General features: G+C 73.2%; 14 protein-coding genes. 10 read left to right on the top strand and 4 right to left on the bottom strand.

What is annotated here, in order from left to right; translation table 11 throughout:
* Positions 1-49: 49 nt before the first annotated feature.
* From CYQ11_RS11045 to CYQ11_RS11035, 3 genes are all read left to right on the top strand, one after another.
* Complete coding sequence (locus tag CYQ11_RS11045; RefSeq protein ID WP_099200843.1) at positions 50-814, top strand: ABC transporter permease; 765 nt, start codon at positions 50-52, stop codon at positions 812-814.
* Positions 815-829: 15 nt separating this feature from the next.
* Positions 830-1804, top strand: a complete 975-nt coding sequence (locus tag CYQ11_RS11040) for an ABC transporter ATP-binding protein (RefSeq protein ID WP_099200368.1) — start codon at positions 830-832, stop codon at positions 1802-1804.
* 70 nt (positions 1805-1874) lie between these two features.
* Entirely contained in the window at positions 1875-2540 is a 666-nt protein-coding gene (locus tag CYQ11_RS11035) for a DUF1707 SHOCT-like domain-containing protein (RefSeq protein ID WP_181143634.1), read from the top strand.
* Positions 2541-2587: 47 nt separating this feature from the next.
* On the opposite strand, the gene CYQ11_RS11030 is transcribed toward CYQ11_RS11035, so the two are convergent.
* Complete coding sequence (locus CYQ11_RS11030; RefSeq protein ID WP_099200369.1) at positions 2588-3913, bottom strand: SGNH/GDSL hydrolase family protein; 1326 nt, start codon at positions 3911-3913, stop codon at positions 2588-2590.
* A gap of 416 nt (positions 3914-4329) precedes the next feature.
* On the opposite strand from CYQ11_RS11030, the gene CYQ11_RS11025 reads away from it, so the two are divergent.
* The 7 genes from CYQ11_RS11025 (at position 4330) to CYQ11_RS10995 (ending at position 11418) form a co-directional block, all read left to right on the top strand.
* A complete protein-coding gene (locus tag CYQ11_RS11025) occupies positions 4330-5619 on the top strand; it encodes a DUF445 domain-containing protein (RefSeq protein ID WP_275666414.1) in 1290 nt (429 codons plus the stop codon).
* Positions 5620-5717: 98 nt separating this feature from the next.
* A complete protein-coding gene (locus CYQ11_RS11020) occupies positions 5718-5918 on the top strand; it encodes a DUF3311 domain-containing protein (protein ID WP_240003494.1) in 201 nt (66 codons plus the stop codon).
* On the top strand, positions 5915-7438 hold the full coding sequence (locus tag CYQ11_RS11015; RefSeq protein ID WP_099200372.1) for a sodium:solute symporter family protein: 1524 nt from the start codon (positions 5915-5917) through the stop codon (positions 7436-7438). The genes CYQ11_RS11020 and CYQ11_RS11015 overlap by 4 nt, the downstream gene beginning before the upstream one ends.
* Positions 7439-7546: 108 nt before the next feature.
* Positions 7547-7840, top strand: coding sequence for a DUF6412 domain-containing protein (locus CYQ11_RS11010; RefSeq protein WP_099200844.1), 294 nt, complete (start codon positions 7547-7549; stop codon positions 7838-7840).
* A 312-nt stretch (positions 7841-8152) separates the two neighbouring features.
* Complete coding sequence (locus tag CYQ11_RS11005) at positions 8153-8935, top strand: YidC/Oxa1 family membrane protein insertase (protein ID WP_099200373.1); 783 nt, start codon at positions 8153-8155, stop codon at positions 8933-8935.
* A gap of 184 nt (positions 8936-9119) precedes the next feature.
* Entirely contained in the window at positions 9120-9977 is an 858-nt protein-coding gene (locus CYQ11_RS11000) for a fumarylacetoacetate hydrolase family protein (protein ID WP_099200374.1), read from the top strand.
* Positions 9978-10080: 103 nt separating this feature from the next.
* Positions 10081-11418, top strand: a complete 1338-nt coding sequence (locus CYQ11_RS10995; protein WP_099197500.1) for a choice-of-anchor A family protein — start codon at positions 10081-10083, stop codon at positions 11416-11418.
* An 81-nt stretch (positions 11419-11499) separates the two neighbouring features.
* On the opposite strand, the gene CYQ11_RS10990 is transcribed toward CYQ11_RS10995, so the two are convergent.
* The 3 genes from CYQ11_RS10990 to CYQ11_RS10980 all read right to left on the bottom strand — a co-directional run bounded on the left by CYQ11_RS10990 (position 11500) and on the right by CYQ11_RS10980 (position 13407).
* Complete coding sequence (locus CYQ11_RS10990; RefSeq protein WP_099200375.1) at positions 11500-12753, bottom strand: GNAT family N-acetyltransferase; 1254 nt, start codon at positions 12751-12753, stop codon at positions 11500-11502.
* 217 nt (positions 12754-12970) lie between these two features.
* A complete protein-coding gene (locus tag CYQ11_RS10985; protein WP_099200376.1) occupies positions 12971-13168 on the bottom strand; it encodes a DUF397 domain-containing protein in 198 nt (65 codons plus the stop codon).
* A complete protein-coding gene (locus CYQ11_RS10980; RefSeq protein WP_099200377.1) occupies positions 13165-13407 on the bottom strand; it encodes a DUF397 domain-containing protein in 243 nt (80 codons plus the stop codon). The genes CYQ11_RS10985 and CYQ11_RS10980 overlap by 4 nt, the downstream gene beginning before the upstream one ends.
* Between the last annotated feature and the right edge of the window lies 1 nt (position 13408).

Raw genomic sequence — 13408 nt, 5'->3', positions numbered from 1 at the left:
GTACTCCCGCGCCTACCACGGCGTTCGGGCCTACGGTCTGATCGTCGGGATGTGGGTGCGCTCCACGATGGCCTACCGGACGTCGTTCGTGATGATGACGGCCGGCAACTTCCTCGGCTCCGGGCTCGACTTCGCCGGCATCCTCATCATGTTCTCGCACATCGAGGTGCTCGGCGGCTTCAGCCTGGCCGAGGTGGCCTTCCTCTACGGCGCCACCAGCGTCTCCTTCGGCCTCGCGGACCTCCTGCTCGGCAACATGGACCGGGTGGGCCGCCGGGTGCGCGACGGAACGATGGACACCCTGCTGGTGCGGCCCGTGCCGGTCCTCGCGCAGGTGGCCGCCGACCGCTTCGCCCTGCGCAGACTGGGCCGCGTGACGCAGGGCACGCTGGTGCTCGTCTGGTCGCTGTCCCGGCTGGACATCGCGTGGACGCCGGTGCGGCTGCTGCTGGTGCCCGTGATGCTGGTCAGCGGGGCGGCGATCTACGGCGCGGTGTTCGTGGCGGGCGCGGCCTTCCAGTTCTGGGCGAACGACGCCTCGGAGGTGCAGAACGCGTTCACCTACGGCGGGGCCACCCTGTTGCAGTACCCGCCGACCGTGTTCGCCACGGAGCTGGTGCGGGGCGTGACGTTCGTCGTGCCGCTGGCCTTCGTCAACTGGCTGCCGGCGCAGCGGGTGCTGGGCCGGGACGATCCGCTGGGGCTGCCGGGCTGGCTGGACTTCGCCTCGCCGCTGGTGGCGCTGGCGTGCTGGGTGCCGGCGGCGCTCGCGTGGCGGGCCGGGCTGCGCGGCTATCGCAGCACGGGGAGCTGAGGGGCTGATGGGGAGATGACGACCGTGGACGACTTCATCGTGCTCGACGGCGTCGAGAAGGTCTTCGACGTGCGCCGCAAGGCGGGTTTCCTGCGCCGCGAGCGGCACCGGGTGCGGGCGGTGGACGGCATCAGCTTCCGCGTCCCGCGCGGGGAGATGGTCGGCTACATCGGCCCCAACGGCGCCGGCAAGTCGACCACCATCAAGATGCTCACCGGCATCCTCACCCCCAGCGGGGGCCGGCTGCGCGTGGCGGGCATCGACCCCTCCCGCGAGCGTACGCGGCTGGCGCGCCGCATCGGCGTGGTCTTCGGGCAGCGCACGACCCTGTGGTGGGACCTGCCGCTGCGCGACTCCTACGGGCTGGTGCGCCGCATGTACCGCATTCCCGACGCCCGTTACCGCGCCAACCTCGACCGCTGCGTCGAACTGCTCGACCTGGGCGAGCTGCTGGACGTCCCGGTGCGTCAGCTCTCGCTCGGCCAGCGGATGCGCGGCGACATCGCGGCCGCCCTGCTGCACGATCCCGAGGTGCTCTACCTGGACGAGCCGACGATCGGCCTGGACGTCGTCAGCAAGGCGAAGGTGCGGGAGTTCCTGCGGGACGTGAACGCCGAGCAGGGGATGACCGTCCTGCTCACCACGCACGACCTGACCGACATCGAGCAGCTGTGCAAACGGGTGATGGTCATCGACCACGGGCGGCTGGTCTACGACGGGGGCCTGGACGGCCTGCACGCGGTGGGGGAGAGCGAGCGGACGCTCGTCGTCGACCTGGAGCGGGAGTTCCCGCCGATCGACGACGTGCCGGGGGCGCGTCCGGTGCGCGTCGAAGGCCCGCGCCAGTGGCTGGCCTTCGCCGCGAGCCTGAGCGCCGCGCCGATCGTCGCGGCCGTCGCCGAGCGGTACCCGCTGGTGGACCTTTCGGTGCGCGAGCCGGACATCGAGGAGGTCATCGCGAGGATGTACGCGGACCGGGCCGACCCGTAGCCTGCGGAGCCAAGGGTTCCGTCCGGTGCAGGCCTTAGTGTGGGTTGCCATGAGCAGCGAACTTCCTGAGATGCGAGCCTCCGACGCGGAGCGTGAGCGTGTTGCCGAGGCGTTGCGCGAGGCCGTCGCCGAAGGGCGGCTGGACATGGAGGAGTTCGACGAGCGCCTGGAGGCCGCCTACAAGGCCCGTACGCACGCCGACCTGGAGCCGCTCGTACGGGACCTGCCGGTGCCGTCGGCCGCGTCGGCCGCCCCGGAGCGGGCGGAGGCGGGCGACTGGGCCGCCCGGATCGGCGGTACGGCGACCTCCCGGGGCGCCGTCGGCATCGTCGGCGGCTTCCAGCGCAAGGGCGGCTGGACCGTGCCCCGTGTGTTCACGGCCTTCTGCTTCTGGGGCGGCGGTGAGATCGACCTGCGCGAGGCGCGTTTCGAGGACCGCGAGGTGGTCATCCGCTGCATCGCCGTCATGGGCGGCATGCAGGTCACCGTGCCGCCGGACCTCGACGTGCACGTCAGCGGCATCGGCGTCATGGGCGGCTTCGACGACAAGGCCTCCGGCACGGGCACTCCGGGCTCGCCCACGGTGCGCGTCACCGGCTTCGCCTTCTGGGGCGGCGTCGGCGTCGACCGCAAGGTCACCAAGGCCGAGCGCAAGCGGCTGCGCGAGGAGCGCCGCGAGCAGCGGCGGCTGGAGCGCGGCGACGGGTGGGGGGACGGGCGCAAGACGCTGGAGTGATCGTTTCCGCAGCCGCTCCCCGACCGGCTCCCGCCGCCCCCGCCCGCTCAGAGCGCCGCGGCCGGCTGCGCCTTGAGCTTCTCCACGTCCAAGGTGTCGGCCATGGCCCGGTAGCCCGCGTCGCTCGGGTGCAGGTGGTCGCCGCAGTCGTACGCCGGCAGCAGCCGCTGCGGCTGCTCCGGGTCGCGCAGTGCCTGGTCGAAGTCCACGACGTCGTCGAAGACGCGCCCGGCGCGGATCTCCTCGTTGACCCCCTGGCGCACGGCCTCGTGCTGGGGACCGGCGCCCGTGCGCCCGCCGAACGGCGTCAGAGTGGAGCCGATCACCCGCAGGCCCCGCAGGTGCGCCCGGTCGACCAGCTGCCGCAGCCCCGCCGTGATCCGGCCGGGGTCGGCCTGCTGGGGCTGGCGCAGGATGTCGTTGATGCCCAGTTCCACCACCACGACGCGGACGCCCGCGCGGGAGAGGACGTCGCGGTCGAAGCGCTCCAGGGCGCTGGGATTGGCGGTGGGCGACGCCCCCTGGCCGCTGAGCAGGACGCGGTTGCCGCTGATGCCCTCGTTGAGGACGCCGTAGCGCGGGGCGCCGGGCTCGCTGTTCAGGCGGGCGGCGAGGTAGTCCGTCCAGCGGTGGTCGGCGTCCACCGTGGCGGACACGCCGTCCGTGATCGAGTCGCCCAGCACCGCGACCGAGCCGTGGGCCTCGGAGTTCCAGACGTCCACACCGGTGAGGTAGCGCCAGTAGGTGGTCCGGGTGACGAAGGGCGCGCCGTCGGTGGCGTCGGCCTGGTCGCCGTCCGCGAGGTAGGACGTCTGGCGGGCGTGCGGGTGGAAGGTCGCCGGGCCCGAGGGCGTGGGCGAGTACGTGGTCACCAGCAGGTCGGCCGCGTAGGGGACGGTGAACCGGACCGGGTCGCTGACCAGCGCCTGACCCGCCGGGATGATCGCCGTGGGCTGCCCGCCGAAGGTGATCGGCCGCATGCTGCCGGGCTCGGCGGCCGGGCTGTGGGGGGCCGCGGCCAGCGCCAGGGTGGCGTGGCTGATGGCCAGGGGCTGGGTGCCGTAGAGGTTGGAGAGCTGGATGCGGGCGCTGCTGCCGGCGAGCGTGGTGTGTACCACGTTCCGGATGGTCTGGTCCGCGAATCCGTGCGCGGTGTTCGGTTCCGCGGCCGCGGGGGAGGTGGACCAGGAGCCGGTCCAGCCGCCCGTCACGGCGGGCGCGGCGGAGCGGCGGGGCGCGCGCGGGCCCCGGTCCGAGTCGTCCCCGGGGCCGCCGACCCCGAGGAATATCGCGGTCGAGACCACGATCACCACGGCCGCCAGCGCGGCGAGCACGGCGTAGGCCGCGCCGCGGGGCAGGGGTGGCCTGTTCATGTGCGGATGTCTCCTGGGGACGGCGGAGCGTACGGCTCCGGTGGGGGGAACCGGGGTCGGACAGCCGGCCGGCGGCGGCACCCGCGCGGTCCGGCCGCCGCCTCATGATCCCACGTGGGGTGGGGGCGGTCGCGGCGGCAGGGGGGAGGCGGGGGCGCGTGCGCCGGGTCGCGAGCGACGTGACCGGTGCGACTTGTCAGACGCGGGGAACTCATGGACCGTTCCCCGAGTCGGTCGGGTAGGGACAATGCACGTGAGGACGGCCGGACCGGTCGGAACGGGTGGTGCGGATGAAAAGGTCGCAGGGCTCGCGGCAGGGTGCGCAGGATCTTCGGGGCCGCCGGAGTGGGGGGAGCGGCCCGGGCGGGCGGCCGGCTGGCGGCCGGGAGGCGGGCGCGGCGTCCGCTGCTGGAGTGATGCCCACTGCGCCGGGCGGATTCACCTACAGCGCGGCCGACGAGGAGAAGCGGCGCGGCGTGCGCCGCATGAAGGCGCTGGCGACGGGCCTGCTGCTGGCCGTCGCCCTGGTGTACGCGCTCGCGACGTGGGCGCAGACCTCGACAGCCGCGGGTGCCGGCGCCTGGGCCGGTTACGTGGCGGCCGCGGCGGAGGCCGGCATGGTCGGTGCGCTGGCCGACTGGTTCGCCGTCACCGCCCTCTTCCGGCGACCCCTCGGCCTGCCGATCCCGCACACGGCGATCATCCCGACCAAGAAGGACCAGCTCGGGCAGAACCTCGGTGAGTTCGTCGGGGAGAACTTCCTCTCCGGCGAGGTGATCCGCCTCCGGCTGCGCGCCGTCGGCATCGGCTCCCGCCTGGGCGCCTGGCTCGCCGAGCCCGCCCACGCCGACCGGGTGACCGCCGAACTGGCCACGGCGCTGCGCGGCGCCCTGACCGTCCTGCGCGACGCCGACGTGCAGGCCGTGGTCGACGAGGCCATCACCCGCCGGGCGGAGGCGGTGGAGATCGCGCCGGGCGCCGGCGCCCTGCTGGAGAAGGTCGTCGCGGACGGCGGCCACCGCAGGGTCGTCGACCTGGTGTGCGTACGGGCCCACGACTGGCTCGTCGAGCACAGCGACTCGGTGATGCAGGCCGTCACGGGAGGCGCCCCGGGCTGGACCCCGCGGTTCGTGGACCGCAAGGTCGGCGAGCGCGTCTACAAGGAACTGCTGCGCTTCGTGACGGAGATGCGCGACATGCCGGACCATCCGGCGCGCGGCGCGGTCGACCGCTTCCTCGCCGACTTCGCGCACGACCTCCAGACGGACGACGACACCCGGACCCGCGTCGAGCGCCTGAAGTCGGACGTGCTGGGCAGGGGCGAGGTGCAGGACGTGATCGCCTCGGCCTGGTCCTCGGTGCGGGCGATGGTCGTGGCGGCGGCCGAGGACGAGCGCAGCGAGCTCCGGCAGCGGACCCGCGCCTCGATCCTCTCCCTGGGCGCCCGGATGACGGCCGACGACCGGCTGCGGGGCAAGGTCGACGGCTGGCTGGAGGACGCGGCCGTGTACGTGGTGACGACCTACCGGGACGAGGTCACCTCCCTGATCACGGACACCGTCGCCGGCTGGGACGCGGAGCACACCTCCCGCAAGATCGAGGCCCACATCGGCCGCGACCTGCAGTTCATCAGGATCAACGGCACGGTGGTGGGCGCGCTGGCGGGCCTCGCGATCTACACGGTGTCGAGGCTGCTGGGGGCGTAGTCCCGGGTCGGGGACCGGTTCGGGGACCGGCTCGGGGCCGGCGGGAAGGGGCGGTTAAGGGGAAGGAATCCACCCCGCCACGACCTAGGGTCGACGTCGTGTTGAAGAAACGTCCCACTTTGCTGTGGCTGCTGGCCCCGTACGTGCTCTACCTGGGCGTCCTGCCCTTGGTGGACCGCGTCCGCCCCACCGTCCTCGGCCTGCCCTTCCTCTTCTTCTGGCTGCTGCTGGCGACCCTGCTGACCCCGCTGGCCGTCTTCCTCGCCTGGCGGGGCGACCGCAGGCGAGGCCGCGCATGAGCGCCGACGCGACGATCGCCACAGCCGTCTTCGGCGTCTTCATGGTCCTCACCGTCGCCCTGGGGCTCCTCGCCGTCCGCGGCCGGGGCAGCGGCGGCGGCATCACCGAGTGGTCGGTGGGCGGCCGCAGCCTGGGGACGGTCTTCATCTGGGTGCTGATGGCCGGTGAGGGCTACACGAGCTTCAGCTACCTCGGCGCCGCCGGCTGGGGCTACAACTACGGCGCCCCGGTCCTCTACGTCATCGCGTACATGTCGTGCGGCTACGCCATCGGGTACGTCGTCGGCCCCACCCTGTGGGCCTACGCCCGCCGGCACGGCCTCGTGACCATCACGGACATGGTGGCCCATCGCTACGGCCGCCCCTGGCTCGGCACGGCGGTTGCCGTCCTGGCGACGGTCTGCCTGCTGCCGTACATCCAGCTCCAGATCACGGGCATGGGCGTGGTCGTCTCGACCATCTCCTACGGCGCGATCAGCCTGAACTGGGCCTACTTCATCGCGTTCGCCGTGACGACCGGCTTCGTGGTGGTGAGCGGGCTGCGCGGCAGCGCCTGGGTGTCGGTGCTCAAGGACGTGCTGGTCATCGGCACGCTGGGCTTCCTCGCCGTCTACGTGCCCCTGCACTACTTCGACGGCTACGGCCCCTTCCTGGACCGCGTCGTGGCGGAGAAGCCGGACTGGCTGACCTTCAGCGGCCACGGCGGCAGCGGCCTGGACGGCAGCTGGTTCGTCAGCACGAGCCTGCTGAACTCCCTGACGGTCGTCATCTTCCCGACCACCGTGGCGGGCTATCTGGGGGCGCGCAACGCCGACGCCCTGCGGCGCAACGCGATGCTGCTGCCGCTCTACAACGTGCTGCTGTTCGTGCCGATGCTGCTGGGCATGGCGGCGGTCTTCGTGGTGCCGGGGCTGACCGGCGCGGGGTCGAACCTCGCGCTCTTCAAACTGGTGGTCGACTCGCTGCCGGCCTGGGCGGTGGGCCTGATCGGTGTGGCGGCGGCGCTGTCGTCGATCGTGCCCATGGCGGTGTTCATGCTGGTCATCGGCACGATGTGGGGCCGCAGCGCGCTGGGCGCCGTTCCCGCGCTGGCCCGGCGGCCGGACCGGCAGAAGGCCGCGGCGCAGATCGTCGTGGTGGCGTCCGGGGTGCTGGCCCTGGTCATGACCTACACCGCCCCCAACACGCTGGTGCGGCTCTCGCTCATCTCGTACGAGGGCATGGCGCAGCTCGTACCGATGATCCTGCTGGGCCTGGTGTGGCGGCGGTTGACGCTGTGGGGAGCGGTGAGCGGTCTGGTGGCGGGCGGTGCGCTGGTGTGCGCCCTCGTCTTCACCGAGCACGACCCCGTGGGGGGCGCGAACGCCGGGGCGGTGGCGCTCGGGCTGAACGTGGCGGTGGCGCTGGTGGTGTCGTGGCTGGGGCCGAAGCCCGTGGACGCGCGTCCCGACGACGAGGTGCTGGCCCGGGATCCGGGGCGGGACGGGTCCGCCGGTGCCGTTGTCGGTGGCGGGGTCTAGGATCGGGACCAGTCGGTGAGATGCGACCGGGAGTTCGATCCGGTCGCGCTCGCCCCGGGGGTTCGACGGAGGGGGAGTGCCGTGGTGAAGACCACGCTGCGTACGCACATGAGCGTGCTGCTCTATGTCCTCGCCGAACTGTTCCTCGCGCAGAGCACCTTGAGCGGTCTGATGAGCGCCGTCGCGTTCGCCGCCGCCACCTCCGTCGTGACCGCCGCCGCGCTGCTGCTGAGCGCCGTGGCCGCGGCCCGCACGGGCAGCGGGCCGCTCACGCCGACGCGCATACGCACCGCGATACGGGACCGGGAGCTGCGTACGGCGTTCCTCGCCCAGCGCGATCCCGACGCCCAGGGCCGTCGACGGCCCCGAGCGCCCGGCCGTCCCCTCCTGACGGCCGCATAGGCGCCCCGCGGGCCCGAGGGCCCGTGGACATGCCGGTAAGTCACCCCGGCATGTCACCGACGTCCGCGGACCGACCGCAGCCACGCCGCGTTCCCGCCACACCCCCGTGCCCCTCCGCGCACCGGTCGCACACCGGTCGATGGACGGGTGGGGGCCCGGCCGGCCCTGCTTCAGGCAGGCACCGGCCGGGCGCCGGGCGGCACCGGGCGGGCTGCGGACCTCCGCAGCGTCGCGCCAACCCATGCGGCTCGTCACGCCGAACGCGCAGTTCCCGCTTCTTTCGGCACGACGGGACCCCTGGAGGGCTCACCCATGTCTCTTTTCCCGACCCTTGGTTCACTTCTCTCCCACCTCGCCGACGCGCTCGACCCGCTGTTCGGCGCCTCGGCGACGGCCGCTGCGATCATCCTGGTGACGCTGGGCGTACGGCTCGCCCTGCACCCGCTGGCCCGGTCGGCGGCGCGCGGCGAGCGCAGGCGCGCCGAGTTGGCCCCGCAGGTGGCGAAGCTCCGGCGCCGCCACAAGAACGACCCGGAGCGGCTGGTCCGCGCGATGGGTGAGCTGCACAAGAAGGAAGGAGTGTCCCCGCTGGGCGGCTTCCTGCCGATGCTGCCCCAGCTGCCGGTGTTCTACGTGATGTACCACCTGTTCTCCACCGGCTCCGGCGGTTCCGGACTGCTCGACCACGCGCTGCTGGGGGCGCCGCTCGGCGGCCGCTGGGCGGACGCGCTCGGCGACGGCGGGGTGTTCGGCGCCCGGGGCCTGGTCTATCTGGGCCTGTTCGCGCTCGTCGCGGCGGTCGCCACGTGGACGTACCGCACCGCCCGCGCGGCGGCGGCCGCGCTGCCCGGCACGGACGGCACGGCGGGAGCGGACGACCCGGCCACGGCGGCGATGGCGAAGGTGGCCAAGGTGGCGCCCCTGCTGTCCTTCGGCACGCTGGTCACGGTCGCCGTCGTCCCGCTCGCGGCCGGGCTGTACCTGGTGACCAGCACGACCTGGAGCGCGGTGGAGCGGGCCTGCCTGAAGGGGCTGCGCACGCCGCGGACCGGGGGCGGGAAGAGCGGGAGCAAGGGCAAGTCGGCGGTGGCGTAGGGGAGAAGCACCGTCCCCACCCCGGCGGGGAGCCGTCCCCCACCCCGGCGGGGAGCCGTGGGTCACACAGGGGGAGTCGTGCGTCACACAGGGGTCCAGGGACCGAAAGGGGGCTTGTGGAGTGGACGTCCGTTCTTGGACGATCAACGCGGGGCCGACGACGTTGTGAGGCGGGGGTGGGGCGATGAGACTGCTGCGTGTCGGGCCCGCCGGGGCGGAGCGCCCGGCGCTGCTGGAGGAGGACGGGACGCTGCGCGACCTGTCCGCGCTGGTACGGGACGTGGACGGGGCACTGATCGGCGACGAGGCCGCGCTGTCCCGCATCCGGGCGGCAGCGGGGGCCCGCATCCTGCCCGCCCTCGACCCGCACGGTCTGCGGATCGGCCCGCCGCTGGGCCGTATCGGCAAGATCGTCGGCATCGGGGTGAACTACCGGGACTTCGTCGCCACGGCCCGCATGGCCACGCCGGCCGAACCGGTGCTGTTCCTCAAGGCCCCGGACACGGTCGTCGGCCCGGACGACACCGTGCTGGTGCCCCGCGGCAGCGAGAAGACGGACTGGGAGATCGAGCTGGCCGTCGTCATCGGGCGTACGGCGCGCTCTCTGCGGACGGACGACGAGGCGATGGCGGCGGTCGCCGGCTACGCCCTGGTGAACGACGTCTCGGAACGCGAGTTCCAGAACGAGCGGGGCGGCCAGTGGGACAAGGGCAAGAACTGCGAGACCTTCAACCCGCTGGGGCCCTGGCTGGTGACCGCCGACGAGATACGCGACCCCCAGGACCTGCGCATGCGGTTGTGGGTCAACGGCGCGCTGATGCAGGATTCCAGCACGGCGGAGCAGATCTTCCCCGTGGCCTTCCTGGTGCGCTATGTGAGCCGCTTCATGACGCTGTATCCGGGGGACGTCATCAATACGGGCACACCGGCGGGGGTGGCGGTCTCCCGCCCCGCGCCGAAGCCGTATCTGCGGGCCGGGGACGTGATGGAACTGGAGATCGAAGGACTGGGACGGCAGCGGCAGCAGGTCAAGGACGCCTAGCGGCCGACTGAAGGGCGAGACGGGGGCGTGAGGGTGGTCCGTACGGGGGCACGCATGCGTGTACTGCCGCGTTCCTTCCCGACGGCTGGGCATATTTTCGGATATGAGTGAGGAGGAGCGCGCACGCTGGCGGCCCACCCGCCCGGCGGCCACGGTCACGGCCGCCCTGATCAGCGTGGGGGGCGTCCTTCTGGCCTGCGCCTTCACCGCCGCCGACCGCACCGAACCGGTGCCGGCCGGCCCCGGGCCCTGCGTGCCGGGTACGTGCCCGGAGACGTACCCCGAGCCGCACAGCGGGCCCTTCGCCGGCCGGGACAACGGCGTGAACGTCTTCGTCGGCGGCGACTTCACGGTGCGCCAGGCGGCGGGCGAGGCCGAGGGGCGCGTGGTGACCCTGGGTGCCTTCCAGATGGCCAAGGGCGGGGGCGTCCCGGAGTACTACCGTGTGGGCGCGGCGGGCACCGGGTCCCGGGTGCCGCCCGACAACGGCCTGCCGTACCTGCGCGTGGGCGGTGACCTGCGGATCGCCCCGCACCAGCGGCTGCTGGCCGAGGAGGGCACGGCCTCCGGCACCGTGGCGTACGCCGGCGCCCTGACGGGGACGGTCGCCCCCAAGGCGGCGCACGACGAGGCCGCGGTCGCCGAGTACCGGCAGCTGCGCGAGGAGCTGACCTCGGCCAGCACCTGCTACGCGTACGACAAGGGCGTGCCGCGCAAGGCCACGGGCACCGCGGTCAACCAGGGGAACCGCACGCTCTTCACCGGCGACGGGAAGTCCGCGCTCCAGGTCTTCAACGTCCCCTTCGACCTCACCGGCCGGTCCGACGCCCCCCAGGACCTCGTCTTCGAGGCCGTGCCGCGCGACGCCACCGTCCTGGTCAACCTCACCAACGCGCGCGGCAGCGCGAAGAAGGTCGTCAACAGCTCCGCCACGGCCCTCGTCGGGGTCCGCCGCGAACGCCTGCTGTGGAACATCCCCGACGCGAAGGAGATCCGGCTCACGGGCAGCGGCCAGCTCGACGGCGCGGTGCTCGCCGGACGCCGCGCCGGCCTCACGCATCTGACGGTGCCGGTGGTGAACGGGCGGTTCTTCACGGCCGGTTCGCTGACCCACGAGTCGGGGGCGGGCGCGGCGGGCCAGGCCATCCACGCCTACCCCTTCGAGGGCACCCTCCCCGAATGCGGCACGGGCCCGACCGCCGACCCGGACACGGCCGAGCCGGCCCCGTCCCCGGTCCCGAGCGCCCCCGCCACGCTGCCGGCCGACGCGGCGGCCGGCCCGCCCGACGTCGCGGGGGCGGCGGCCGTGGCCGGGGACGCCCGCGGGCTGTCCCACGGCGGCCCGCCGATGGAGACGTCGATGGCGGTCGGCGCCACGCTGATCGCCCTGGGCGCCGGCCTGGCGCTGACGGTGCTGTACCGGACGCGGCCGGAGGACTGAGGGGCGGCACGGCAGGGCGGAGGCGGGGGCGGGGCAGGGTGGGGGCAGGGCGGGGGCGCGTGAGGTTCTGACCGTGGGCGGTCAGAACCAGTGCAGGCAGTGCGGGGGGCGCTCGGCGCGGAAGAGGGCGTCGGCGAGGGCGGCCGCCCCCGGGCGGTGGGCCCGGACGTGTCCGGCGCGCACGAGCGTGCTGGGGGTGGTGCCACCGAGGTAGACCGAGCCCAGGTCGCTCACGTCCAGGGACAGGTCGGGCTCCCGGTCCGTCGGTACGCAGTCGGCTTCGCCGCCCCGGACGGTCAGCAGGTAGCGGCCGTGCTCGCCGAGGAACGGGTCGTCGACGTCGAGGACGAGCTCGCCGTCCGCGCACCAGCCGCGCGCGGTCAGCGCACGCGGGACGTCCAGCAGCCGCACCCAGAGCCAGTCGTCGTCGCTCACCTGGCCGGCGCGGAAGTCCTCAAGCTGCCAGCGCAGCGGGTGCTCGGGCGGCAGGCGCTTGAACACGACCTGGGTGACCAGGTCGTGTCCGAGTACGAACCGGGCCAGGGCCGTGAAGGCGGCGTCGTCGGTGGCGATGGTCTCGTCGACGGTCAGGGTGTTGGACTCGACCGAGTAGCTGGCGTACCCGTCCGGGACGCCGTCGGGGTCCCGGTGGACGGCGACATGGCGGGGTGCCGACGACACTGGGGGCTGCCCGGCGCCCAAGGCCCACCAGCGGTGCGGCCGGGACAGCGCGCCGGGCTGGGCGCGGCGGTACCGGTCGTAGACCTCTTCCAGGATCCCGCCGCACTCGGCACGCCGCAGCAGCTCGACCGAACCGGTGTCCGAGCCGGCGTCCGGGCCGGCGTCCGAGCCGGTCGCCGGGATGCCGGCCGTTCCGCGGGCCCGGGGGCGGGCGAAGGCGGCCTGGTGGCGCGCCACGGTCAGCTGCTGCGCGTAGGTCGCCGGTCCGTAGCCGAACCGGCGGTAGATCAGCGCCTCGGAGGCCAGCAGTACCGAGAGGAACTCCCCTCGGGATCGCAGCTCGACGAGCTGATGCCGCATCATCGCGGTGAGCACGCCCTGGCGCCGGTGCGAGGGCAGGACGCCGACGCCGGTCACGCCGGCGGCCGGGACGAGGGCCTCACCGGGCAGAGTGAGCTCGAAGGAGTACGCGCTGGCGGTACCGACGGGCCGCCCGTCCGCGGCCACGGCGAGCAGACTGCGGTCCGTTTCGAGCGCCGACCACCAGAGCCCGCCGCCGTCCTCGGCCGGGGTCTCGGGGAAGCGGCCGAACGCGGCGTGAAGGGTGTCGACGAAGACGTCGAGATCCTTGTCGGTCGTAGGACGGATCTCCATTGCTGCCGCTGCCTCCCCGGGATACGGGCACCACGGGTCGTGGTACCCCGCCACAGTGCAGCGGTGACGCGTGGCCAGGGCAAGCGAATTACGGCCGGGCGGCGGCTGGCCCCGGCACCCCGGCCCCGGGCCGGACCCGGCGGGCCCGGGGTGAGTCGCGGGCCCCGGGGTGAGTCGCGGTGGGGCCGGGGTGAGTCGCGGGTGCTGGTGCGCGCTTCTAGAGAGTGCCGTCTGTGAGGGCTCGCGTGAAGAAACGGAACTCGGCGGGGCTGAAGGTGAGTAGGGGGCCGTGGGGGTGCTTGGAGTCGCGTATGGCTATGGGGGCGGGGTGGGCTTGGGTGGCGACTTCTACGCAGTTATCGCCGCCAGAGCTGTAGCTGCTCTTGTGCCAGAGGGCCTGCGGGGTGATGGTCATCTGCGTGCCTCCTGCTCGCTTCTCAGCTTGCTGGCTTCTGCGCTCTCGCTCTGTAAGGCGATGACGAATGCCGACCATGCCTCGCGGCGGAACAGAAACCCGCCGCGTGAAGGGGTTTTGCTGTCGCGTATGGCAATCGACCCGTCGGGGGTGTGCTGCCACTCCAAACACGACGGGTTCTGATCCCCACTGTATGAGGACTTACGCCATCTATGTGCAGAGAGTCTGTTGTGTAACACG

It is taken from the genome of Streptomyces cinnamoneus, assembly GCF_002939475.1.
Lineage (GTDB): Bacteria > Actinomycetota > Actinomycetes > Streptomycetales > Streptomycetaceae > Streptomyces > Streptomyces cinnamoneus_A.
The sequence above is the reverse complement of the archived record's forward strand: the minus strand, read 5'-3'. Positions and strand labels throughout refer to the sequence as shown.